Here is a 15,867-nt window from a genome sequence, read left to right as displayed (position 1 = left end):
GAGGGTATTGAGACCGTAAGCGCAGCAATATCCGATTTGCGCATATCGCTATCCGATTTGTGCAAAGGGTGATATCGCCAGAGAAGCGATTCCTGTTTTTTGGCTCATGGGTCTTGCAGTAACGAGCGTCCGCCAGCGAATCTGGTTCCGGGGTTCTTCAGATGGCCACCGCATTGTTGCGGCAGTGACAGGCATGACACTATGCAAGCGATTGAATCTTCATCGCACCGCAAGGACCTGTCAGTACGTGAAACTCCATCAAATCAGGGCACTGGTCGCCATCCACCAAACCGGGAGCATCAGCGAGGCCTCGCAGATCCTGCACGTCACTCAACCCGCCATCAGCCGATCGATCAAGGATCTGGAGAGCGAGCTGGGCCTGGCTCTACTGCAGCGCTCCCACAGGGGGATGTCGCTCACTGACGAAGGCCGTCGCATCATTCGCCATGCACAGTTGACCGTCGAGAGCATGCGACGGCTGCAACTGGAGGCTGAAAACATCAAGGATATGCAGGTCGGTGAAGTTACCATCGGCGTCACGTCCCTGACTTCAGTGCTCAAAGGACTGGGGGAATGCATCGCCGGGTTCCAGGCCAAGAATCCGCGTGTACGCATCCGCCTGGTGAATCTGCGCCCCAACCAGATGCTGCATCGACTTAGGGACGGCACCCTGGATTTCGCCATTACTTCGCAGCAGCATACACAGAGGCTAAACCTGGATTGGGAAGCGCTGAGCCGCATGCGGGGTCTAGTGGTCTGTCGAAAAAACAATCCTCTTCGCCACTCCCACTCGCTGCGTCAGTTGCAGTTTGCAAACTGGATCAGCCTCGATGCCATCGACGATCACTCGTCGCAGTTCTATCAAATGTTTGAAGACAACGAGATACCTCCGCCGCAGCGTATAACCGAGTGTTCATCAGTCTTGTTGGCGCTGGATCTGTTACACCACGCCGATGCGTTCATGACGCTCAGTGAAGCCGGAATGGAAAACACGTTACCCAAAGGACTCAATGAAGACCTGATGCAGGTCATGATTGAAGAAAGCATCCCCGAGTACCCCATCTATCTGGTCTGCATTGATCGCCACGCGCTGACCACAACGGCACGAGACCTTTACTACGCGATCAGAAGCGTGCTCTCGAAGAACCAGCCAATGGATGCGTCACGCTAGAGCGCAGCGGCAAGCGAGAAACTTAAGAAAAACGCAACGATATGCCCAACGGTTAAGTCAGTCCCTGTTCCTTGGGACCGACCACCATAACTTCAAGAGCATCGAGCCAAACCCTGTGTTTGCCGCCTGAGTTGCTTGCCATCACGGCTGTGTCGCTGTCGTCAAACAGTGCGTGTGATCGATTATCGGGCGAAACCGCACCGATCTGGCGCCGAGTTTCACTGGGGCGGCTGGACGTCATAACCAACGGTTAATCATCGAAGAAAAGCGCAAGTGCGCAGTGACAGTGTTTGCCGGATATTCGGCCCACAACAAAACTGTCACAGGAAATATCGATGACTACTCTGCAAGCGCCCCCTCTCCCCCGCGCCACCGCGCCATCCGTAATCGGGTCCAGGAAAGCCACCGTCGCCTGCGCTCTAGGCAATGCCCTGGAAATGTATGACTTCACGATTTACAGCTTCTTCGCCGTGGTGATTGCAAAGAACTTTTTCCCCGCACAGTCGGCGATGGCATCACTACTGATGTCGCTGGCCACATTTGGCGTCGGCTTCCTCATGCGTCCGGTGGGCGCACTAGTGATTGGTCGCTTTGCCGACCGCCGTGGCCGCAAGGCCGCTTTGAGCCTCACGATCAGTTTGATGACTTTCGGTACAGCGATGATTGCCTTTGCGCCTTCCTACCAGGACATCGGCTTGTTCGGCACCTTCATGCTGGTTGCTGGCCGCCTCATGCAGGGCTTTTCGGCAGGAGGGGAAATAGGGACTGCGTCGGTGTATCTGATGGAGTCCAGCGCTACGGCAAATCGCTGTCGCAATGTGAGTTGGCAGGCCGCCAGCCAAGGCTACGCCGCCTTAGTGGGGGCCGGTCTGGGTTTACTGCTCAACAGCACGTTGAGCGCAGATGACCTTGAAAGCTGGGGTTGGCGTATCCCCTTTATGCTGGGGCTGCTCATCGGACCGCTTGGCTGGTACATCCGTCGCTGCCTGCCAGAAACCCACGAAACCGAACCGACCAAACGCGATGGTCGACTACGCGATCACATTGACCTGCGTCACACCCTATTGGCAATCGGCCTTATGGCCAGCGCCACCATCGGCATATACCTGTTCATTTTCTATTTGCCCGCCTACCTGACTGTCACCTTGGGTTACCCGCAACGTAGCGCCTTGGCAATCGCTTGTGTGGCAAGTGCTTGTCTGGCTGTCATCACGCCTCTGGCCGGACGCTTTGCCGATCGCCACGGCCTGCGCAAGAAACTGCTGGCCTGGACGATCACCCTGCCGGTGCTACTGGCGTGGCCAGCTTTCTACTTGCTCAGTTTGAGCACTGATTTGTTTGTAGCGATGTTGGTCATTGCGATTCTGGTATTGCCCGGCTGTATCGGGTCGGGTGCCTTCTTCGCCCTGATCATGGAAGCCTTTCCAAAAAATCGTCGCGCCCTGGGCACCGCCGTCAGCTACAGCTTCGGCGTCACCTTGTTCGGCGGTTTCTCCCCATTGATCGCCACATGGCTGACGGCGGCCCTGGATAACCCCCAGGCGCCAGCACTGTACCTGCTCGCCGGCGGCGCCATCAGTCTGGCGTGCCTGGCTGTATTCCCCGAAAACCCTGGTCGGGAGTGACCTGATGAATGCATTGACCCAAACCCAAACCCGGCCCCTTGCCGAACTGGACCTGGACGCTTTTATCCAGTTGCGCCGGGAAATCCACCAGAACCCTGAACTGGGCGCGCACACCCCGCTGACCGCCGAGTTGGTGGCCAGCAAGCTCGAACACTGGGGCTACGAAGTTCATCGCGGCATTGGCGGACATGGCGTGGTCGGCGTACTGCGTCGAGGCAGCGGCAGTCCTCGCCTGGGCCTGCGTGCCGACATGGATGCCCTGCCGATGCAGGAGAAAAACCGATTCGCCCATGCCAGCCGGATCGAGGGACGCATGCACGGCTGCGGCCACGACGGACATACCGCTATCCTGCTGGCTGCCGCGTGGCGAATCGCTCAGGCGCCTGATTTCAATGGCACGCTCAATCTGATTTTCCAGCCTGACGAGGAAGGCCTGGGCGGTGCCAAGGCCATGATGGATGACCATCTTTTCAAACGTTTTCCTTGCGATGCGATCTTTGCCTTGCACAATTTGCCGGGCATACCGGTGGGTACCGCTGTGGTTCAGGCCGGCCCCACCATGGCTTCCTCGGAACGTGTGAAAGTGTTGATCAAAGGTCGCGGCGGTCATGGCGCAATGCCCGAACGCGCCGTCGATCCGGTGCCGGTACTGGCCAGCCTGATCAATGCGATCCAGACAGTGAAATCGCGCAATCTCTGCGTTGATGAACACGCCGTGATCAGCATTGGCATGGTCGAGGCCGGCAGCGTCTACAACATCATTCCCGACACGGCATCGATGCTGATCAGCGTGCGTACCGATACAGCGCAGACCGAAGGCAAAATCAATCAACGCCTGGCAGAGATCGCTCGAGGCCATGAACAGATGTTCGGCGTTGAAATCGAATTGGAAATCACGCAACTGGCACCGGCGCTCGTCAACACGGTGGCGCAAACGCAGGTGCTGCGCCAAAGCCTGGAGCCGCTGTTCAATCCCGGCCAGTTGTTGCCGCACACAGCGAAGATCATGGCGACAGAAGACTTCGCTTGGATGCTGACTGAGGTCCCCGGTTGCTACTTCTTCCTGGGCAACGGTGAAGGCGAGTTTCATGGCTGCTCAGTGCATAACCCCCACTACGACTTCAATGACGAGCTGATTCGCATCGGCTCCGACTGCTGGTTGAAACTGGTGGGGGATTATCTCAACTGATGGCGCAGGCTTTAGCGGCGTCTTCATCGCTGTTTGATGACTTCGAAGTGCTCGAGCCACTGAACCAACAACCCAATACCTGTACGGCCACCAGCAAGCCGCTTGCGGCCTGCTGGACAAGTCGGGCCACGCCCTGCCCGCACAATATCTTCATAACGATTACTCGGCGACTTTCTTCTGATCTGCCCTAAAAACAACAACAGGCAAAGTCTATGTATCGCAAAGGTAATTTGGCGCTTTTCACCGCTGGCTCGCTGGCGGCCGCGGTTTCTACTTCTCAGGTCCATGCCCAGGAACAAGGGTTTCTGGAAGACAGTTCACTGACACTTAATACCCGACACTGGTATTCACACGAAGTCGGCCACAAGGCCACATATTTCAAACTGCAAACACCAGACGGTGTACGCAAGCTGCGTGACCGTACTGCCTGGCTGCAGGGCGTCAGACTCGACTTCGTCTCCGGTTTTACTGAAGGGCCGGTGAGGTTTGGGCTGGATCTTTCGACCTTCTCGGCAGTGGCGCTGGAGCGCAGCCGGACAGCGGCGGCAGGCGGCAGTAATCGAATGTTGGTGGACAAGGATGGCGATGTGGTCGATGACTGGAGCAAACTCGGTATTGCAGCGCTGAAGTTCAAGTTCGCCGACACGCTACTCAAGGTGGGCAGGCAGCAAGTCAGGACACCGATGATGTCCTACACCGACACCCGTACGTTGCCTTCAACGTTCAATGGCGTGTCTCTGGAAAGTCATGACGTCGAAGGGTTGACGATCAAGTCGGGCTACTTCGACAAGGGCTCGCCGCGTACCGGGGCCCGAAGCCAGGATTTGACTCCTACTTACGGTTCGCCCCTGGTCACCAGTGACTTTAACGCTTACGCCGGGGCCGACTATGTGTCGAACGCTGGCTGGCGCAGCAGCGCTTATGTCTCTCGATTCGACAATATCTGGGATCGTGAGTATCTGGGCCTGGGCATGAAAAACCACTGGGGACCGGTTAACGTCGATGTTCAATTGGATGCCTATAACACCCAGTCCAGTGGTCGCGAAATCGGTGGCAATATCGACCAGCAGGCCTACGGCCTCAGTATCACGCCCCAGTGGCGCAACCATTCGCTGAAGATCGGCCTGCAGCAAATCAAGGGCGACGAATATTTCGATTATCCCTTCGAATCCAATGCCATCAACCTGCCCAATACCATGATGTCGTTCTTCAACGGCCCCAATGAGCGCTCGATCGGGGTGTTCTACAACAACGATTGGGTCGCTTATGGTTTGCCTGGTCTCAAGACTACGCTCTGGTACATCAAGGGCATGGGCATCGACGGCAGTCATTACGACGGTGGCCCGAACGGCATCTACAACTCGGTACTCAAGCAACGGGGTGAAAGCCACTATGAAGTGGGCGCCAATGCCAGCTACACAGTGCAATCGGGCACCTTCAAGAACATCAGCCTGATCACGAGTTATTCCACCCACCGAGCCAGTGAATATCAACTGGAAGGTAATCTCGATGAGTTCAGGCTTATCGTCAACGTACCGATCAAGGTGTTCTAAGCCAACCCGTGGCATGTTGCCCGATGAATGGGTGAAACGACCGCAAGGCGCACAATCGGCCTTGCGGTCCATCCACCTGGCGGTTTATTCGACGTGTTCGAACTCAGCCTTTTCGCCTTTGTCGGGAATAGAGAGAGGGGTGCCCTCGACACCCGAGTAGGTAACTATCTGAGCGATCTCATTGAAAAACGGATCCGGGCCATTTTTCCAAAACCATTGTTTGAGGTCGGAATAGATCTGGAGGTGCCGACGATCAAACCCACCGATATGCTCGTTGATGTCAAACGGATACCGGCCGCTTTCATATTGGTAGAGAACGAAATCCTGCAACCTGCGCGCAGTTCCGTAGGTATCGTCGAGCAAAATGTTTTTGTGCAATTCGTAAGGAGACTGAATCATCGGCTGGATCTCGCTGGGCTCATCTCAATCAGTGTAGAGCGCGCGCCCAAAAGTATGCGCTGACAGCTCACATCCTTAAATGACTGCCCCCAAAACTATTGCGAGTACTACGGGTCGTCAGATGGACGATTCGGGGCACTTAAACTCTGATTGCACGACGGATCTTATCCTATCGACCTATTGAGTGCCTGGGGGCCTGAACAGCTCGATGGATGGCTCGCTGCACTCTAAGCAATACTGACAGGTGATGGCCAAGCCACTTCAGTCATCTCGAAAGCTGCTTCCAAGGACGTAGTTAGGGCATCCTTTTCATCACAGACAGTTGCCGTTAAGGGTTGGTAGGCTTACCAGGATTTTTAACCTGCATGCCCCGTAAATGCCAATCTGCAATGCAACAATATGAATGGCATATGGACTTCCCCAACCTGCCCGCCAGTGCACCTAACGAAAACTGAAGTGCCTGGCTTCCGAATAGGAGTAAAAAATTTGCTGACCCGTCCCGACAAAGACGCGCTCCGTGCAATGCTGGAATCGCAAGTCCAAGAAAAACTGCAGCACGATCCTGACGCGATAACGACCTATGCAGCCAAGCCTGAACCAGAGCGCAAACCGTACACAAGCAAACAAACGGTTCAAGACAAGGCATTTCACAAAGTACTCGAGCAGATGCGTGCGGACGCTGAAGCTGGAGTGATACATACGCCTAAGCACGAGCCGCACGATGCTGGGGCTCTTAGCCTTAGGCTTGATGATTATCCAGATCTGTAAACCTGCCGCCATGAAGCAACAAGTATTGAACAGCTTGCAGTATCAGAATTTATATAGAGCACACGTGAGAAAGCCACCTGTGAAAAATCATCATCGAAGAATGGGATGGTGACGGTGTAATCCGGATTCCTGATGAGGCGCTGCAGTAACTGGAGCTGGATGTCGGAGACGACGTGTACCTGTTCAAGGAGTTTGTCGGCAATACTCGCTGCCTAATCCTATCAAAAACGGCTCAAATCGCAGATCGAATAGATGAGCTCACGGAAGCCTGGGGACGGCTTGACGATACCAAGGGCACATGAAGAGTCGAGCATACCCGACTGCCGACAAGGTGGTGTTCAGCCCGAGCTGGCGCTTCTGATAATCAGAAAGACCAGCGCCATGGCGGTACGTGCTGCACACTGTCCATGCTCCAGGATGGCTTCCGCAATCGATGCGTGTGGCGCTTGGAGCGCTTATCCCAGCACCAAGATTTCATTATATTTTTGTATAAAAAACGTAGATCCAAGGTGCAGATTTATATATGGCAGCCCGATTTAACCATTCGAGATTCCCACCAAAATCAAAATTTAACGACAACTAACAAAAGTAAAAAGCCCCATTTAATAGCCCCCCCACTTAGCTAGACCACCCTGCGCATTTAGCTACAACGAAAAACCTTCTATAATTTATTATACCTGCGACAACCACCAAGAACGACAAAAACTCACGCACAGATGACATTCTGGCTTTCGAACACCCACTAAAAATGTATAATCACTTCTTGACTGCGGGTTAGCCCAATCGCTCCAGAGAGAAGCCCTAGGCGAACAAACAATGAAAGACGACAACGCGAACAAGAACTCAGAATCTGAAAGCAAAGCCTACGCAGCGCCCGCTCTCGAGAAGGGTCTGGATATCTTAGAGATGCTCTGCGAGACAGAGCAACCTCTATCCCAGCGAGAAATTGCTCAAAGATTAGGTAGAAGTGTTGGTGAGGTCTACCGAATGATCAACTGCTTAGTTGGCAGAAATTACGTCGCTCTGGTGGAAGACACCTACAGCATCACCAATAAGATTTTTGAATTAGCACACAAAAACCCGCCAACTCACCGGCTGCTAAACGAAGCCAGACCAATTATGCACAAGCTTTCCAGCGAACTTGACCAGTCCTGCCACCTAACCCTATATGGTCAAGGCAAGCAAATGGTTATAGCTAAAGTAGATGTGCCCAGCGGAATGGGATTCAGTGTACGTGTCGGTGCCGAACTCGACGTTATTATTTCTTCCTCAGGCCGAGTGCTTTTAGCATTCCAAGATAAAGGCGTTAGGGCGTTGCGGATTGAAGAGTCCCTATCCCGTAACCCAGATCATGCCGACCCTCAGCTAGACCATATCCTTGATCGCATTGCTGCGAATGGTTATGAATCTGCGCATAGTATCCAGGTTCGCGGGCTGTACGCAGTTAGCTTTCCAATCCTGGACTCGCAAAAACATGCTATTGCCGCCTTAACAGTTCCCTATGCAGAACGAATCGATCAGTCAAAACGAAAATCCATAGCCGAGGTTCAAAGTGCGCTGGAAGCTGCCGCGCTACTGCTATCGAATAGAGTGAGTGGAATTCACTAAGGTCAATTACGATTCCGCTGCGTCGGTCAACGAAACCGACGCAGCCTGCAACCCTGCTACTTAAAAGTGTAAGTATAGTTTACGTACAAACGGGTCTGATCATAATCGATGCCACCCTGAGAATTCGGCACTTCAGTTCGGAAGTTACCTCGACGCAGAGAAAACGCAAGATTTTTGAGCGGGCCGCTTTGCAAAACATAGTCTAAGCGCATGTCCCTTTCCCATTCGCTATACTCCTTGCCACTCCCCTTTGCGTCCTTGATGTCATCTCCCCTAAGGTAGACATAATATGCCTTTAGGCCCGGCACCCCGGCGCCAGCAAAGTCATATGAATACTGGCCAAAAGTAGTGTTTTCGCCTGCTCTGACAAACGCATTGATTAATGAATCAGTGAACAAGTAGACACTGGCGCCCCCTTGCCCTTCTAGGCTGCCGTTCCCACCACGGACATTTCCACTACTAACATAAACCATTGCACCATCATCACTTACTCTCTGATGACCTAACATCAAAGCGTGGGAGCCTAGAGAATATGTGAACATTGCCGACCACGTCTTATTGTCGACTTTACCTGGAGTATCGGCATATCCTCCAGCGTTATTAAACAAATACCCGCCCGAGCCATTTTTTCCATCCGAGTCGCTCTTAAAATATCTTAGATCTGACTTTACAGATTGATTCTCGGCAATATTGAAAACGTGCACCAAGCCAAAGAAATCTTGTGAGTAGTAGTTTTCCAAATTGGAGTGGTAATACTGCAGAAGCAGATCTGCTCTCGGCTTCCAATCGCCTCCAATGAAAGTAAAGTCACTCGAACCTTTACTGCCGCCACTGACAGCAAGCCCCGAATAGTTACTGGAAGCTCGACTTGCACCTTGCGTAAGCTTACCCCCAGTCAATGTCAATCCATCCCATTCCTTGGATGTTAACATTCCACCCTCGAAATTTTGGGGCATAACCCTGGAATCGTTGGCGACTAAGATCGGTAGATTTGGAGCGAGCACCGTCCCTACTGCAAGCTCAGATTTAGAGTATTTGGCTTTGAGGTTCCCGCCGGCGCGCGCCCAACTAGACACGGGCGAACCGTCTGAATCCACGGGAGTTACCGTATTGACGGTCGCCGAAGACTGGTGATCTATACCACCGCCGAGGCTTAACCCCAAGAGCCCTTGGACATCCAACCCAAAGCCTACTGTGCCTTGTGTAAAACCCGAAACGAAATCAACTCTCGCTCCTTGGGCAGTTTGCCGCTGATCGGCGCCTCCAGTTTCTCTATTATCATTTTCGAAATACAAAGTCCGCAACCCGACTGAAGATTTTGAATCCTCAAGAAACCCCGCCGCCAAACAATTCAAGCTCAGTAGAGAAATAGATACAGCTACAACGACCTGGTTACTTTTCATTCGTGAAGCCCCTTGACCATTATTTTTGTTTTCAGGCGACTCTAGCTTGACTATTACGCGCACATGTGTACGCCATCGCAATAGCCAAACTATTGAATTAACAAATAATAGAAAGCGTTATTAAACTATGGAAACAGCCTATTAATGAATGTGACTTCCACCATTGACATCTAATGTTGTCCCCGTGATATAGGAGGAAAAGTCAGAGGCCAGGAATAGGCAGGCGCCGGCGATATCCTCAGCATGCCCAGCACGCTGCAATGGAATGGCTGAGACTATCTCCTTATATTTTTCCGGACTCATGCCATCAATCATCCCTGTTTCGGTCATTGATGGGCACACGGTATTCGCCCTAATACCGTCAACACCAAACTCCCTTGCAATCGTCTTGGTGAGACTGATGACTCCCCCTTTAGAAGCCGCGTAGTGAGCGCCACCCACCAGGCCACCGCCGCGCTGAGCGGCAACGGAGGCAACATTCACTATTGAGCCGAAGCCTTGGGGTTTCATAACTCGCAATGTCTCTTTAGCAAGATTGAAAGCGCCCTTCAGATTCACACTGATCATCCGGTCAAAGTCGGCTTCGTTTATGGACAGCACTGAAAGCGATTGCACGATACCAGCACAGTTAACCAAAGCATCAACCTTACCGAATTGACTAGCTACACTATCCAAAAGAACAGCGCACTCGGCCGAACTGGAAATATCACACTTACGCCCAATCAAAACACTGTCAATCCCATACTTTTCATCAATTGAGTGCTTGATGGTAGATGCGACATCGTCATTCATCGCCAAATCAACTGCCACAACGATTGCGCCCTGGCTTGCGAAAAGGCTGGCAGCTGCGTAGCCAATTCCTCGTAAAGATGCGGCACCAACGACTACACATACCTTATCTTTAAGGATCATGATTAAAGCTCCACTAAGTAAATTATTGTTGAATAGGACTATCGAGACATTTCAAGATGGCGAGTTTCCGGGCTACAGATAATCGCAACGAGTGCTAGACAGATGATCACCCCGCAGAAGATAGTCACGGGTAACGTCGAGCCACCGCCGTTTTGTAGCAACCAGGCCACAACGAAGGGAGTTGGGCCGCCAGCTACCAAATTTGCGCCCGTATAGGCAGCTGCAGATCCAGAGTAACGAACCTTTGTAGGAAACGGTTCAGCGAAGAAAGCAGGTTGCACGCCCGACTGGATTTGCAAGAAGCCTACAAACATTGCCATAGCGGCAAAAATTACGTACCAGTTCTTTGTATCCAGCATTGAGAAATAGAACATAGAGACGATCAACATCATGACTGATGAGATCAACATGATGGGCTTACGGCCGAACTTATCGCTCAATGCTCCCCCAGAAACCACCATAATAACGGCTAACAGGTTTGCACCAGCCAAGCACAAAAATGCACTCTGGCTGTCCATACCTAAATTCTTAGTCAAGTAGCTGAGTGAAAAAACGGTAACAACATAGAAGCATGCAGTTGGCGCACACCAGATGATCAAAAGTCGCAGAATGGTTTTTGGATATTGTTTGAAAACATCGAATGCAGAAACCTTTTCAGTAACACCCTGATTCTGAGCTTTCTGAAAGGCTGGTGTTTCCGTAACACGCATACGAATGTAGACGCCGACGATAACCAAGAGGAAACTCATCCAAAACGGGATACGCCATCCCCAAGACTCAAATTCGACAATGCCCATTATTGCGATAAGAGCGAACATCATCCCGTTGGCGCAGGCAGAGCTGAATGATGACCCTATATTAATGAACGCCCCATAGAGGCCCCGCTTCGACTTCGGAGCATGTTCCATCGTCATCAACTGCGCGCCGGTAGCCTCACCTCCCAAAGCAAAGCCTTGGAAGAAACGTAATGCCACCAGAAAAATTGGAGCCGCTATCCCTATCGTTTTATAAGTAGGAAGACATCCTATCAAGAATGAAGCGCCCCCCATCAGGCACAATGTATAAAGCAAAATATTTTTGCGGCCAATTTTATCTCCGAGCATTCCGAAGAAAAGCCCACCCAAAGGTCGAGCAAAGAAGCCAATGCCAAATGTAATGAAGGCTGCCAATATCCCCATATTAGGATCCATTGCAGAGAAGAACAGCTTTGGAAAAATTGTCGCAGCAACAGCACCATATGCTGCAAAGTCAATCCACTCCAACGCGGCACCGACTGAGCTTGCTATCGTAGCCCTTACGGCCATAGAACTTTCTGGTTTGGTTTCAACCTGATCCATCGTTGCTTCTTTCATAAAAACCTCTTGTAATTATTTTTGTTTTTACTGTATTTCTTTTTTAACTTCTCACGAAAGCCGCTCAACAAAGCCCGTGGAATGCACACGCCTCCAGTTCCATTAGTTGCCTTGAAAACACCGTCACATTCGCAACGTTTCAAATAACTCTTTCAGCATGCCGGAGCGGAATGTTCAACATTGCTCGCCTAGCAAGCCAGGGAGATGGTCGATAACGGGGATCGCCAAGCCCTTGCTGGATATTGTTTAAAATCTCCAGAATGACCTTTGGCCCGAAATGATCTCCAAGCTCGAAGGGGCCCATCGGATAACCGAGCCCAAGCTCTACAGCGAGGTCAATGTCCGAGGGGGAGGCAATGTTCTGCTGAGCAATGTCACACCCGACATTCACAATCAGCGCTACGATGCGTTGAGCCACAAATCCCGTTGAATCATTGATCACAGTGACCGGAGACTCATCATGAGCAAAAAGCGCATGAGCCTCGTTCCTCGCTGACCGATGAGTTGCCGGTGTGGTCATCAGGGTTCGTCTTCTTCCTTGCATCAAAGGATACAAAGCATCCACGGCGATAACACGAGTCGCGTCCAATCCCTCCTCTACGGCGGAAGTGGTGGCATCAGAACCAAACGGCGTAACGACAATGAGTGAACCAGGCTCAGGACGCTGTCCGTCATCGACCTTTATTCCTGCCCCCTCAACAAGGCCGCGTACTTGAGCCGCAGCCTCCGGATACCGATCACTGACCCATACGGTACGTGGCAACATCGAGGGGGCCGGCTGATCCTCAGAAACTACCGGCCTACCCTCTTCATAGCTGTAGAAGCCTCTACCACTCTTACGTCCGAGCAGTCCTCCAGCGAGCCTGACCCGGGCAATGGGCGATGGACGGAAACGAGGCTCCTCGTAAAACTGATGGTATATCGATTCCATCACTGGCTGAGAGACATCGAGCGCTGTGAGGTCAAGTAACTCAAACGGCCCCAGCTTGAACCCAGCTTGCTGGCGCATGATCGCATCAACCTGCTCACATGTAGCCACGCCCTCTCCCAATATCTTGAGCCCTTCCGTATTCATCGCTCTCCCGGCATGGTTCACGATGAATCCAGGCATGTCCTTTGCTCGCACCGGCGTGTGGCCGAGACGTCGGGCAAAAGCGTTGAGAGCGTTGGATACAGCTGGATCGGTATGCACTCCATCGATGACTTCAACAACCTTCATCAACGGCACGGGGTTGAAAAAGTGGAACCCCACGACCCTAGCTGGACAGGCACAAGCACTGGCTATCTCAGTGATGGACAGTGATGAGGTGTTTGTAGCCAAAATACAGCCTTCAGACACGACCTTTTCCAGGTTCTGAAAAATCTCCTGCTTTACCTTGATGCGCTCCACCACTGCTTCGACGATAAGGTCACAGTCAACCAATTCAGCAATCGAATTCGATTGGCACAAGCAAGACTTGGCAATTGCCGCGTGTTCCGCATCCAACTTGCCCTTGTTGGTGAGCTTATCGAGCATCAAGCACACCTGGTCGTAGGCTGCCTGCACCGTGTCAGAATTGGTATCGAACATCAGTACCTTGACACCTGCCAGTACCGCAATCTGGGCAATGCCTCGCCCCATTGCGCCAGCACCGACAATCCCTATTGTTCTGATGTTTGCTACCCGTGATTCGTTCATTACTCCACCTTCACGTCTTGTTGTTTTCGGCACCCACTAAACCCTTTGAGCTACCAAGGCCGCCCGGGTAGAAACCAGATTGTCGATAGCCTCAGAATCGAAGCCCAACTCCTCAAGCAGCTTTCTGGTCTCCCAACCCTTCGGCTGGCTTGGGACACCGGCATCCAAGTAACTACCGTTGAAGCTGATCGTGGAACGTATGCAAGCAACCTTTCCTTCCGTGGGGTGGATCTCATAGTCGATAAGACCAACGGCCTGGAGATGAGGATCGTTAGGGAGCGTCTCGAGCGTGTGACAGGGTTTTGCTGCTAGGTCTGCAGTCCGAAAGTCGGCCAACCATTGCGCTGTCGTCTTCTCAAGCAGAGGCGCCCCTCGGATCTCAAACCACTCCCTCACGTTTTCCGCACGCCCAGCGACTGAGGAGAACCGAGGATCACCAATCAAATCTGCTTTCCCAACCGTCTCTAAAAAGGCGATGACCTGAGCGTCGGTATTGACCGTAAATGAAATCCATCCATCGGCAGTCTGTACTGGCTTGTTGTGGGGACTTAGAAGCCTCTGATCACCAGCAGGCCCAACAGGTGGATCAAAACTCTGTTGCGCCAAGTGCTCTTGCAGCACGAACGCGGACATGGTTTCGAACATAGGGATCTCCAGGCTAACGCCCAGACCGGTTTCGCGGCGGTGATAGAGTGCAGAGACAATCGAACCTGCCGCTATTTCGCCTACGACATGGTCGCAGATCAGCATCGGGACATACCGTGGCACCCCATCACGTGCGAGCGAGAGACCGGTCATGCCTGTAGCCGCCTGGATCACGCTGTCGTATGTCGGCTCACCTGCGTAGGGGCCGTCGGTGCCATACCCTGTTATCAGGCAATAAATCTTTTCAGGGTACTGCTGCAGAATACTCTCCGAATCGATTCCGAGTTTGACCAGCGCCTGAGGCCGCATATTGGCAATGATCACATCAGCTGATTCAACCAGCCTATCCATCACTTCACCCGCGCCGGCTTGTTTCAGGTTGAGGCAAATATTGCGCTTACCGCGATTCAAATGAAGGTAGGCGCCTGAGTGTTGGCCGGTAGGTGAAGTACCACCCAACCCTCTCATTAGGTCTCCTTCTGGGCTCTCCACTTTAATGATCTCTGCGCCGTACTGCGCAAGCCGAGCAGAGCACGCCGGGCCAACGACAACACTCGTGAGATCCAACACACGGATACCTTCAAGAGGCTTAATACTCATAAGCTTCCACCTCCATTTGCGCAGCCACTTCTCCGTAGTTATTGAACACCTTGATATTCAACACATCGCCTTGACTGTCATCCGCGATGGTCAAGGAGCGGCCACTGAACAACGGCGCCGTGTACTTAATTTTCAACTGCCTAGGCGTGACCTTAAGTTCGGTTCGCAAATACTCAGTCAGTAATAAGGTTGTCAGGCCCCCATTCACAACAAGATCGGGAAACCCTTCGACATCTCGCGCATAGGCCCTGTCGAGGTGAATTTTGTGCGAGTTGAACCCTAAGGCGGAGTATTGAAATAACAGCGTGTCATCTGGGGTGAAGGACTTCTGCCGGCTCAACGTAACGGGCTCTGGCTCAGCCTCATACGAGGGCCGCTCGGAGCTCGCAGGCAACAAAAAGAATGTTTGGGTTTCGTTGATAGCAGGCTCTGACTCACCAACAACGACCAATCGATGATCAACGACGACGATAGCGATTTCGCCCGACCGAGTTGATTTTCTTTCGAGGCTGGTTATCGAGCTAAGTCGGGTGATATTGGCGCCAATGGGGATATCGCCGCGAAAGGACACAGTCCGTCCAACCTGCAGTAAGCGGGGAAGCCCCAATTCTGGAAGCGGAATCCCTAACCCTGGAAAGCCATCTCCACGCAGCTGAGACCTCATAGTATCCGCTCCCAGCAACGTGAAATGCCAACCACGAGGCAGAGCCGTACCTTCTACAAGTCCCTCTGAAGGCAGATCCAGCATTGCAGCTACACGACGCGCGTTACTAATGGAGCAGGTTTCGAGTCGACTTGGTGCCGAGTTGATTTGTTCACGCATGGAGTTTTCCTCCTCTACCTAGCGATCGCAAATCACGATTCGCTGGTGAAATTGTTGTTGTGTGAGTGCATCCTATCACGCAAAAACCCGATGCTGTAAAGCACAATCGACAACAATATCTCACAGATGCATCTTTCAATT

At 52.4% G+C, this 15,867-nt stretch carries 13 protein-coding genes and 1 pseudogene; 8 read left to right on the top strand and 6 right to left on the bottom strand.

Annotation, left to right across the window (positions count from 1 at the left end):
* The first annotated feature begins 247 nt into the window (after positions 1–247).
* The 8 genes and pseudogenes from HK44_RS02375 to HK44_RS02345 all read left to right on the top strand — a co-directional run bounded on the left by HK44_RS02375 (position 248) and on the right by HK44_RS02345 (position 8,313).
* Positions 248–1,171, top strand: a complete 924-nt coding sequence (locus tag HK44_RS02375; protein WP_019689153.1) for a LysR family transcriptional regulator — start codon at positions 248–250, stop codon at positions 1,169–1,171.
* A gap of 335 nt (positions 1,172–1,506) precedes the next feature.
* Positions 1,507–2,796: an MFS transporter gene (locus HK44_RS02370; protein ID WP_019689152.1), complete on the top strand. Its 1,290-nt coding sequence runs from the start codon at positions 1,507–1,509 to the stop codon at positions 2,794–2,796.
* Positions 2,797–2,800: 4 nt separating this feature from the next.
* On the top strand, positions 2,801–3,985 hold the full coding sequence (locus HK44_RS02365) for an amidohydrolase (RefSeq protein WP_019689151.1): 1,185 nt from the start codon (positions 2,801–2,803) through the stop codon (positions 3,983–3,985).
* A 212-nt stretch (positions 3,986–4,197) separates the two neighbouring features.
* On the top strand, positions 4,198–5,538 hold the full coding sequence (locus HK44_RS02360; RefSeq protein WP_019689150.1) for an OprD family outer membrane porin: 1,341 nt from the start codon (positions 4,198–4,200) through the stop codon (positions 5,536–5,538).
* 27 nt (positions 5,539–5,565) lie between these two features.
* Positions 5,566–6,000 (top strand): hypothetical protein, encoded by a 435-nt coding sequence (locus tag HK44_RS02355; RefSeq protein WP_158002028.1) that lies wholly within the window; start codon positions 5,566–5,568, stop codon positions 5,998–6,000.
* 423 nt (positions 6,001–6,423) lie between these two features.
* The gene (locus HK44_RS02350; RefSeq protein WP_019689148.1) at positions 6,424–6,705 is read left to right on the top strand and encodes a hypothetical protein; all 282 of its coding nucleotides are present in this window, start codon (positions 6,424–6,426) and stop codon (positions 6,703–6,705) included.
* A 64-nt stretch (positions 6,706–6,769) separates the two neighbouring features.
* Positions 6,770–7,007: pseudogene (locus tag HK44_RS29560) on the top strand (AbrB/MazE/SpoVT family DNA-binding domain-containing protein).
* Between the two features lie 514 nt (positions 7,008–7,521).
* Positions 7,522–8,313 carry an IclR family transcriptional regulator gene (locus tag HK44_RS02345; protein WP_019689147.1) on the top strand — a complete coding sequence of 264 codons (792 nt, stop codon included), beginning with the start codon at positions 7,522–7,524 and terminating at the stop codon, positions 8,311–8,313.
* A 56-nt stretch (positions 8,314–8,369) separates the two neighbouring features.
* Here the strand turns inward: HK44_RS02345 and HK44_RS02340 are convergent, their stop codons facing one another.
* The 6 genes from HK44_RS02340 to HK44_RS02315 form a co-directional block, all read right to left on the bottom strand.
* Positions 8,370–9,716 (bottom strand): OprD family outer membrane porin, encoded by a 1,347-nt coding sequence (locus HK44_RS02340; RefSeq protein ID WP_019689146.1) that lies wholly within the window; start codon positions 9,714–9,716, stop codon positions 8,370–8,372.
* Positions 9,717–9,857: 141 nt separating this feature from the next.
* Positions 9,858–10,628, bottom strand: a complete 771-nt coding sequence (locus HK44_RS02335) for an SDR family NAD(P)-dependent oxidoreductase (protein WP_019689145.1) — start codon at positions 10,626–10,628, stop codon at positions 9,858–9,860.
* 38 nt (positions 10,629–10,666) lie between these two features.
* Positions 10,667–11,980: an MFS transporter gene (locus HK44_RS02330; protein WP_019689144.1), complete on the bottom strand. Its 1,314-nt coding sequence runs from the start codon at positions 11,978–11,980 to the stop codon at positions 10,667–10,669.
* Positions 11,981–12,119: 139 nt separating this feature from the next.
* Positions 12,120–13,658: a 3-hydroxyacyl-CoA dehydrogenase gene (locus tag HK44_RS02325; RefSeq protein WP_019689143.1), complete on the bottom strand. Its 1,539-nt coding sequence runs from the start codon at positions 13,656–13,658 to the stop codon at positions 12,120–12,122.
* Positions 13,659–13,694: 36 nt separating this feature from the next.
* Positions 13,695–14,903 (bottom strand): CaiB/BaiF CoA transferase family protein, encoded by a 1,209-nt coding sequence (locus HK44_RS02320; protein ID WP_019689142.1) that lies wholly within the window; start codon positions 14,901–14,903, stop codon positions 13,695–13,697.
* Positions 14,893–15,726, bottom strand: a complete 834-nt coding sequence (locus HK44_RS02315; RefSeq protein ID WP_024264700.1) for a hypothetical protein — start codon at positions 15,724–15,726, stop codon at positions 14,893–14,895. The genes HK44_RS02320 and HK44_RS02315 overlap by 11 nt, the downstream gene beginning before the upstream one ends.
* Positions 15,727–15,867 lie beyond the last annotated feature (141 nt).

The sequence above is a fragment of the Pseudomonas fluorescens HK44 genome, from assembly GCF_000217955.3.
Classification (GTDB): domain Bacteria; phylum Pseudomonadota; class Gammaproteobacteria; order Pseudomonadales; family Pseudomonadaceae; genus Aquipseudomonas; species Aquipseudomonas fluorescens_AQ.
This window is presented reverse-complemented; position numbering and strand designations above follow the sequence as displayed.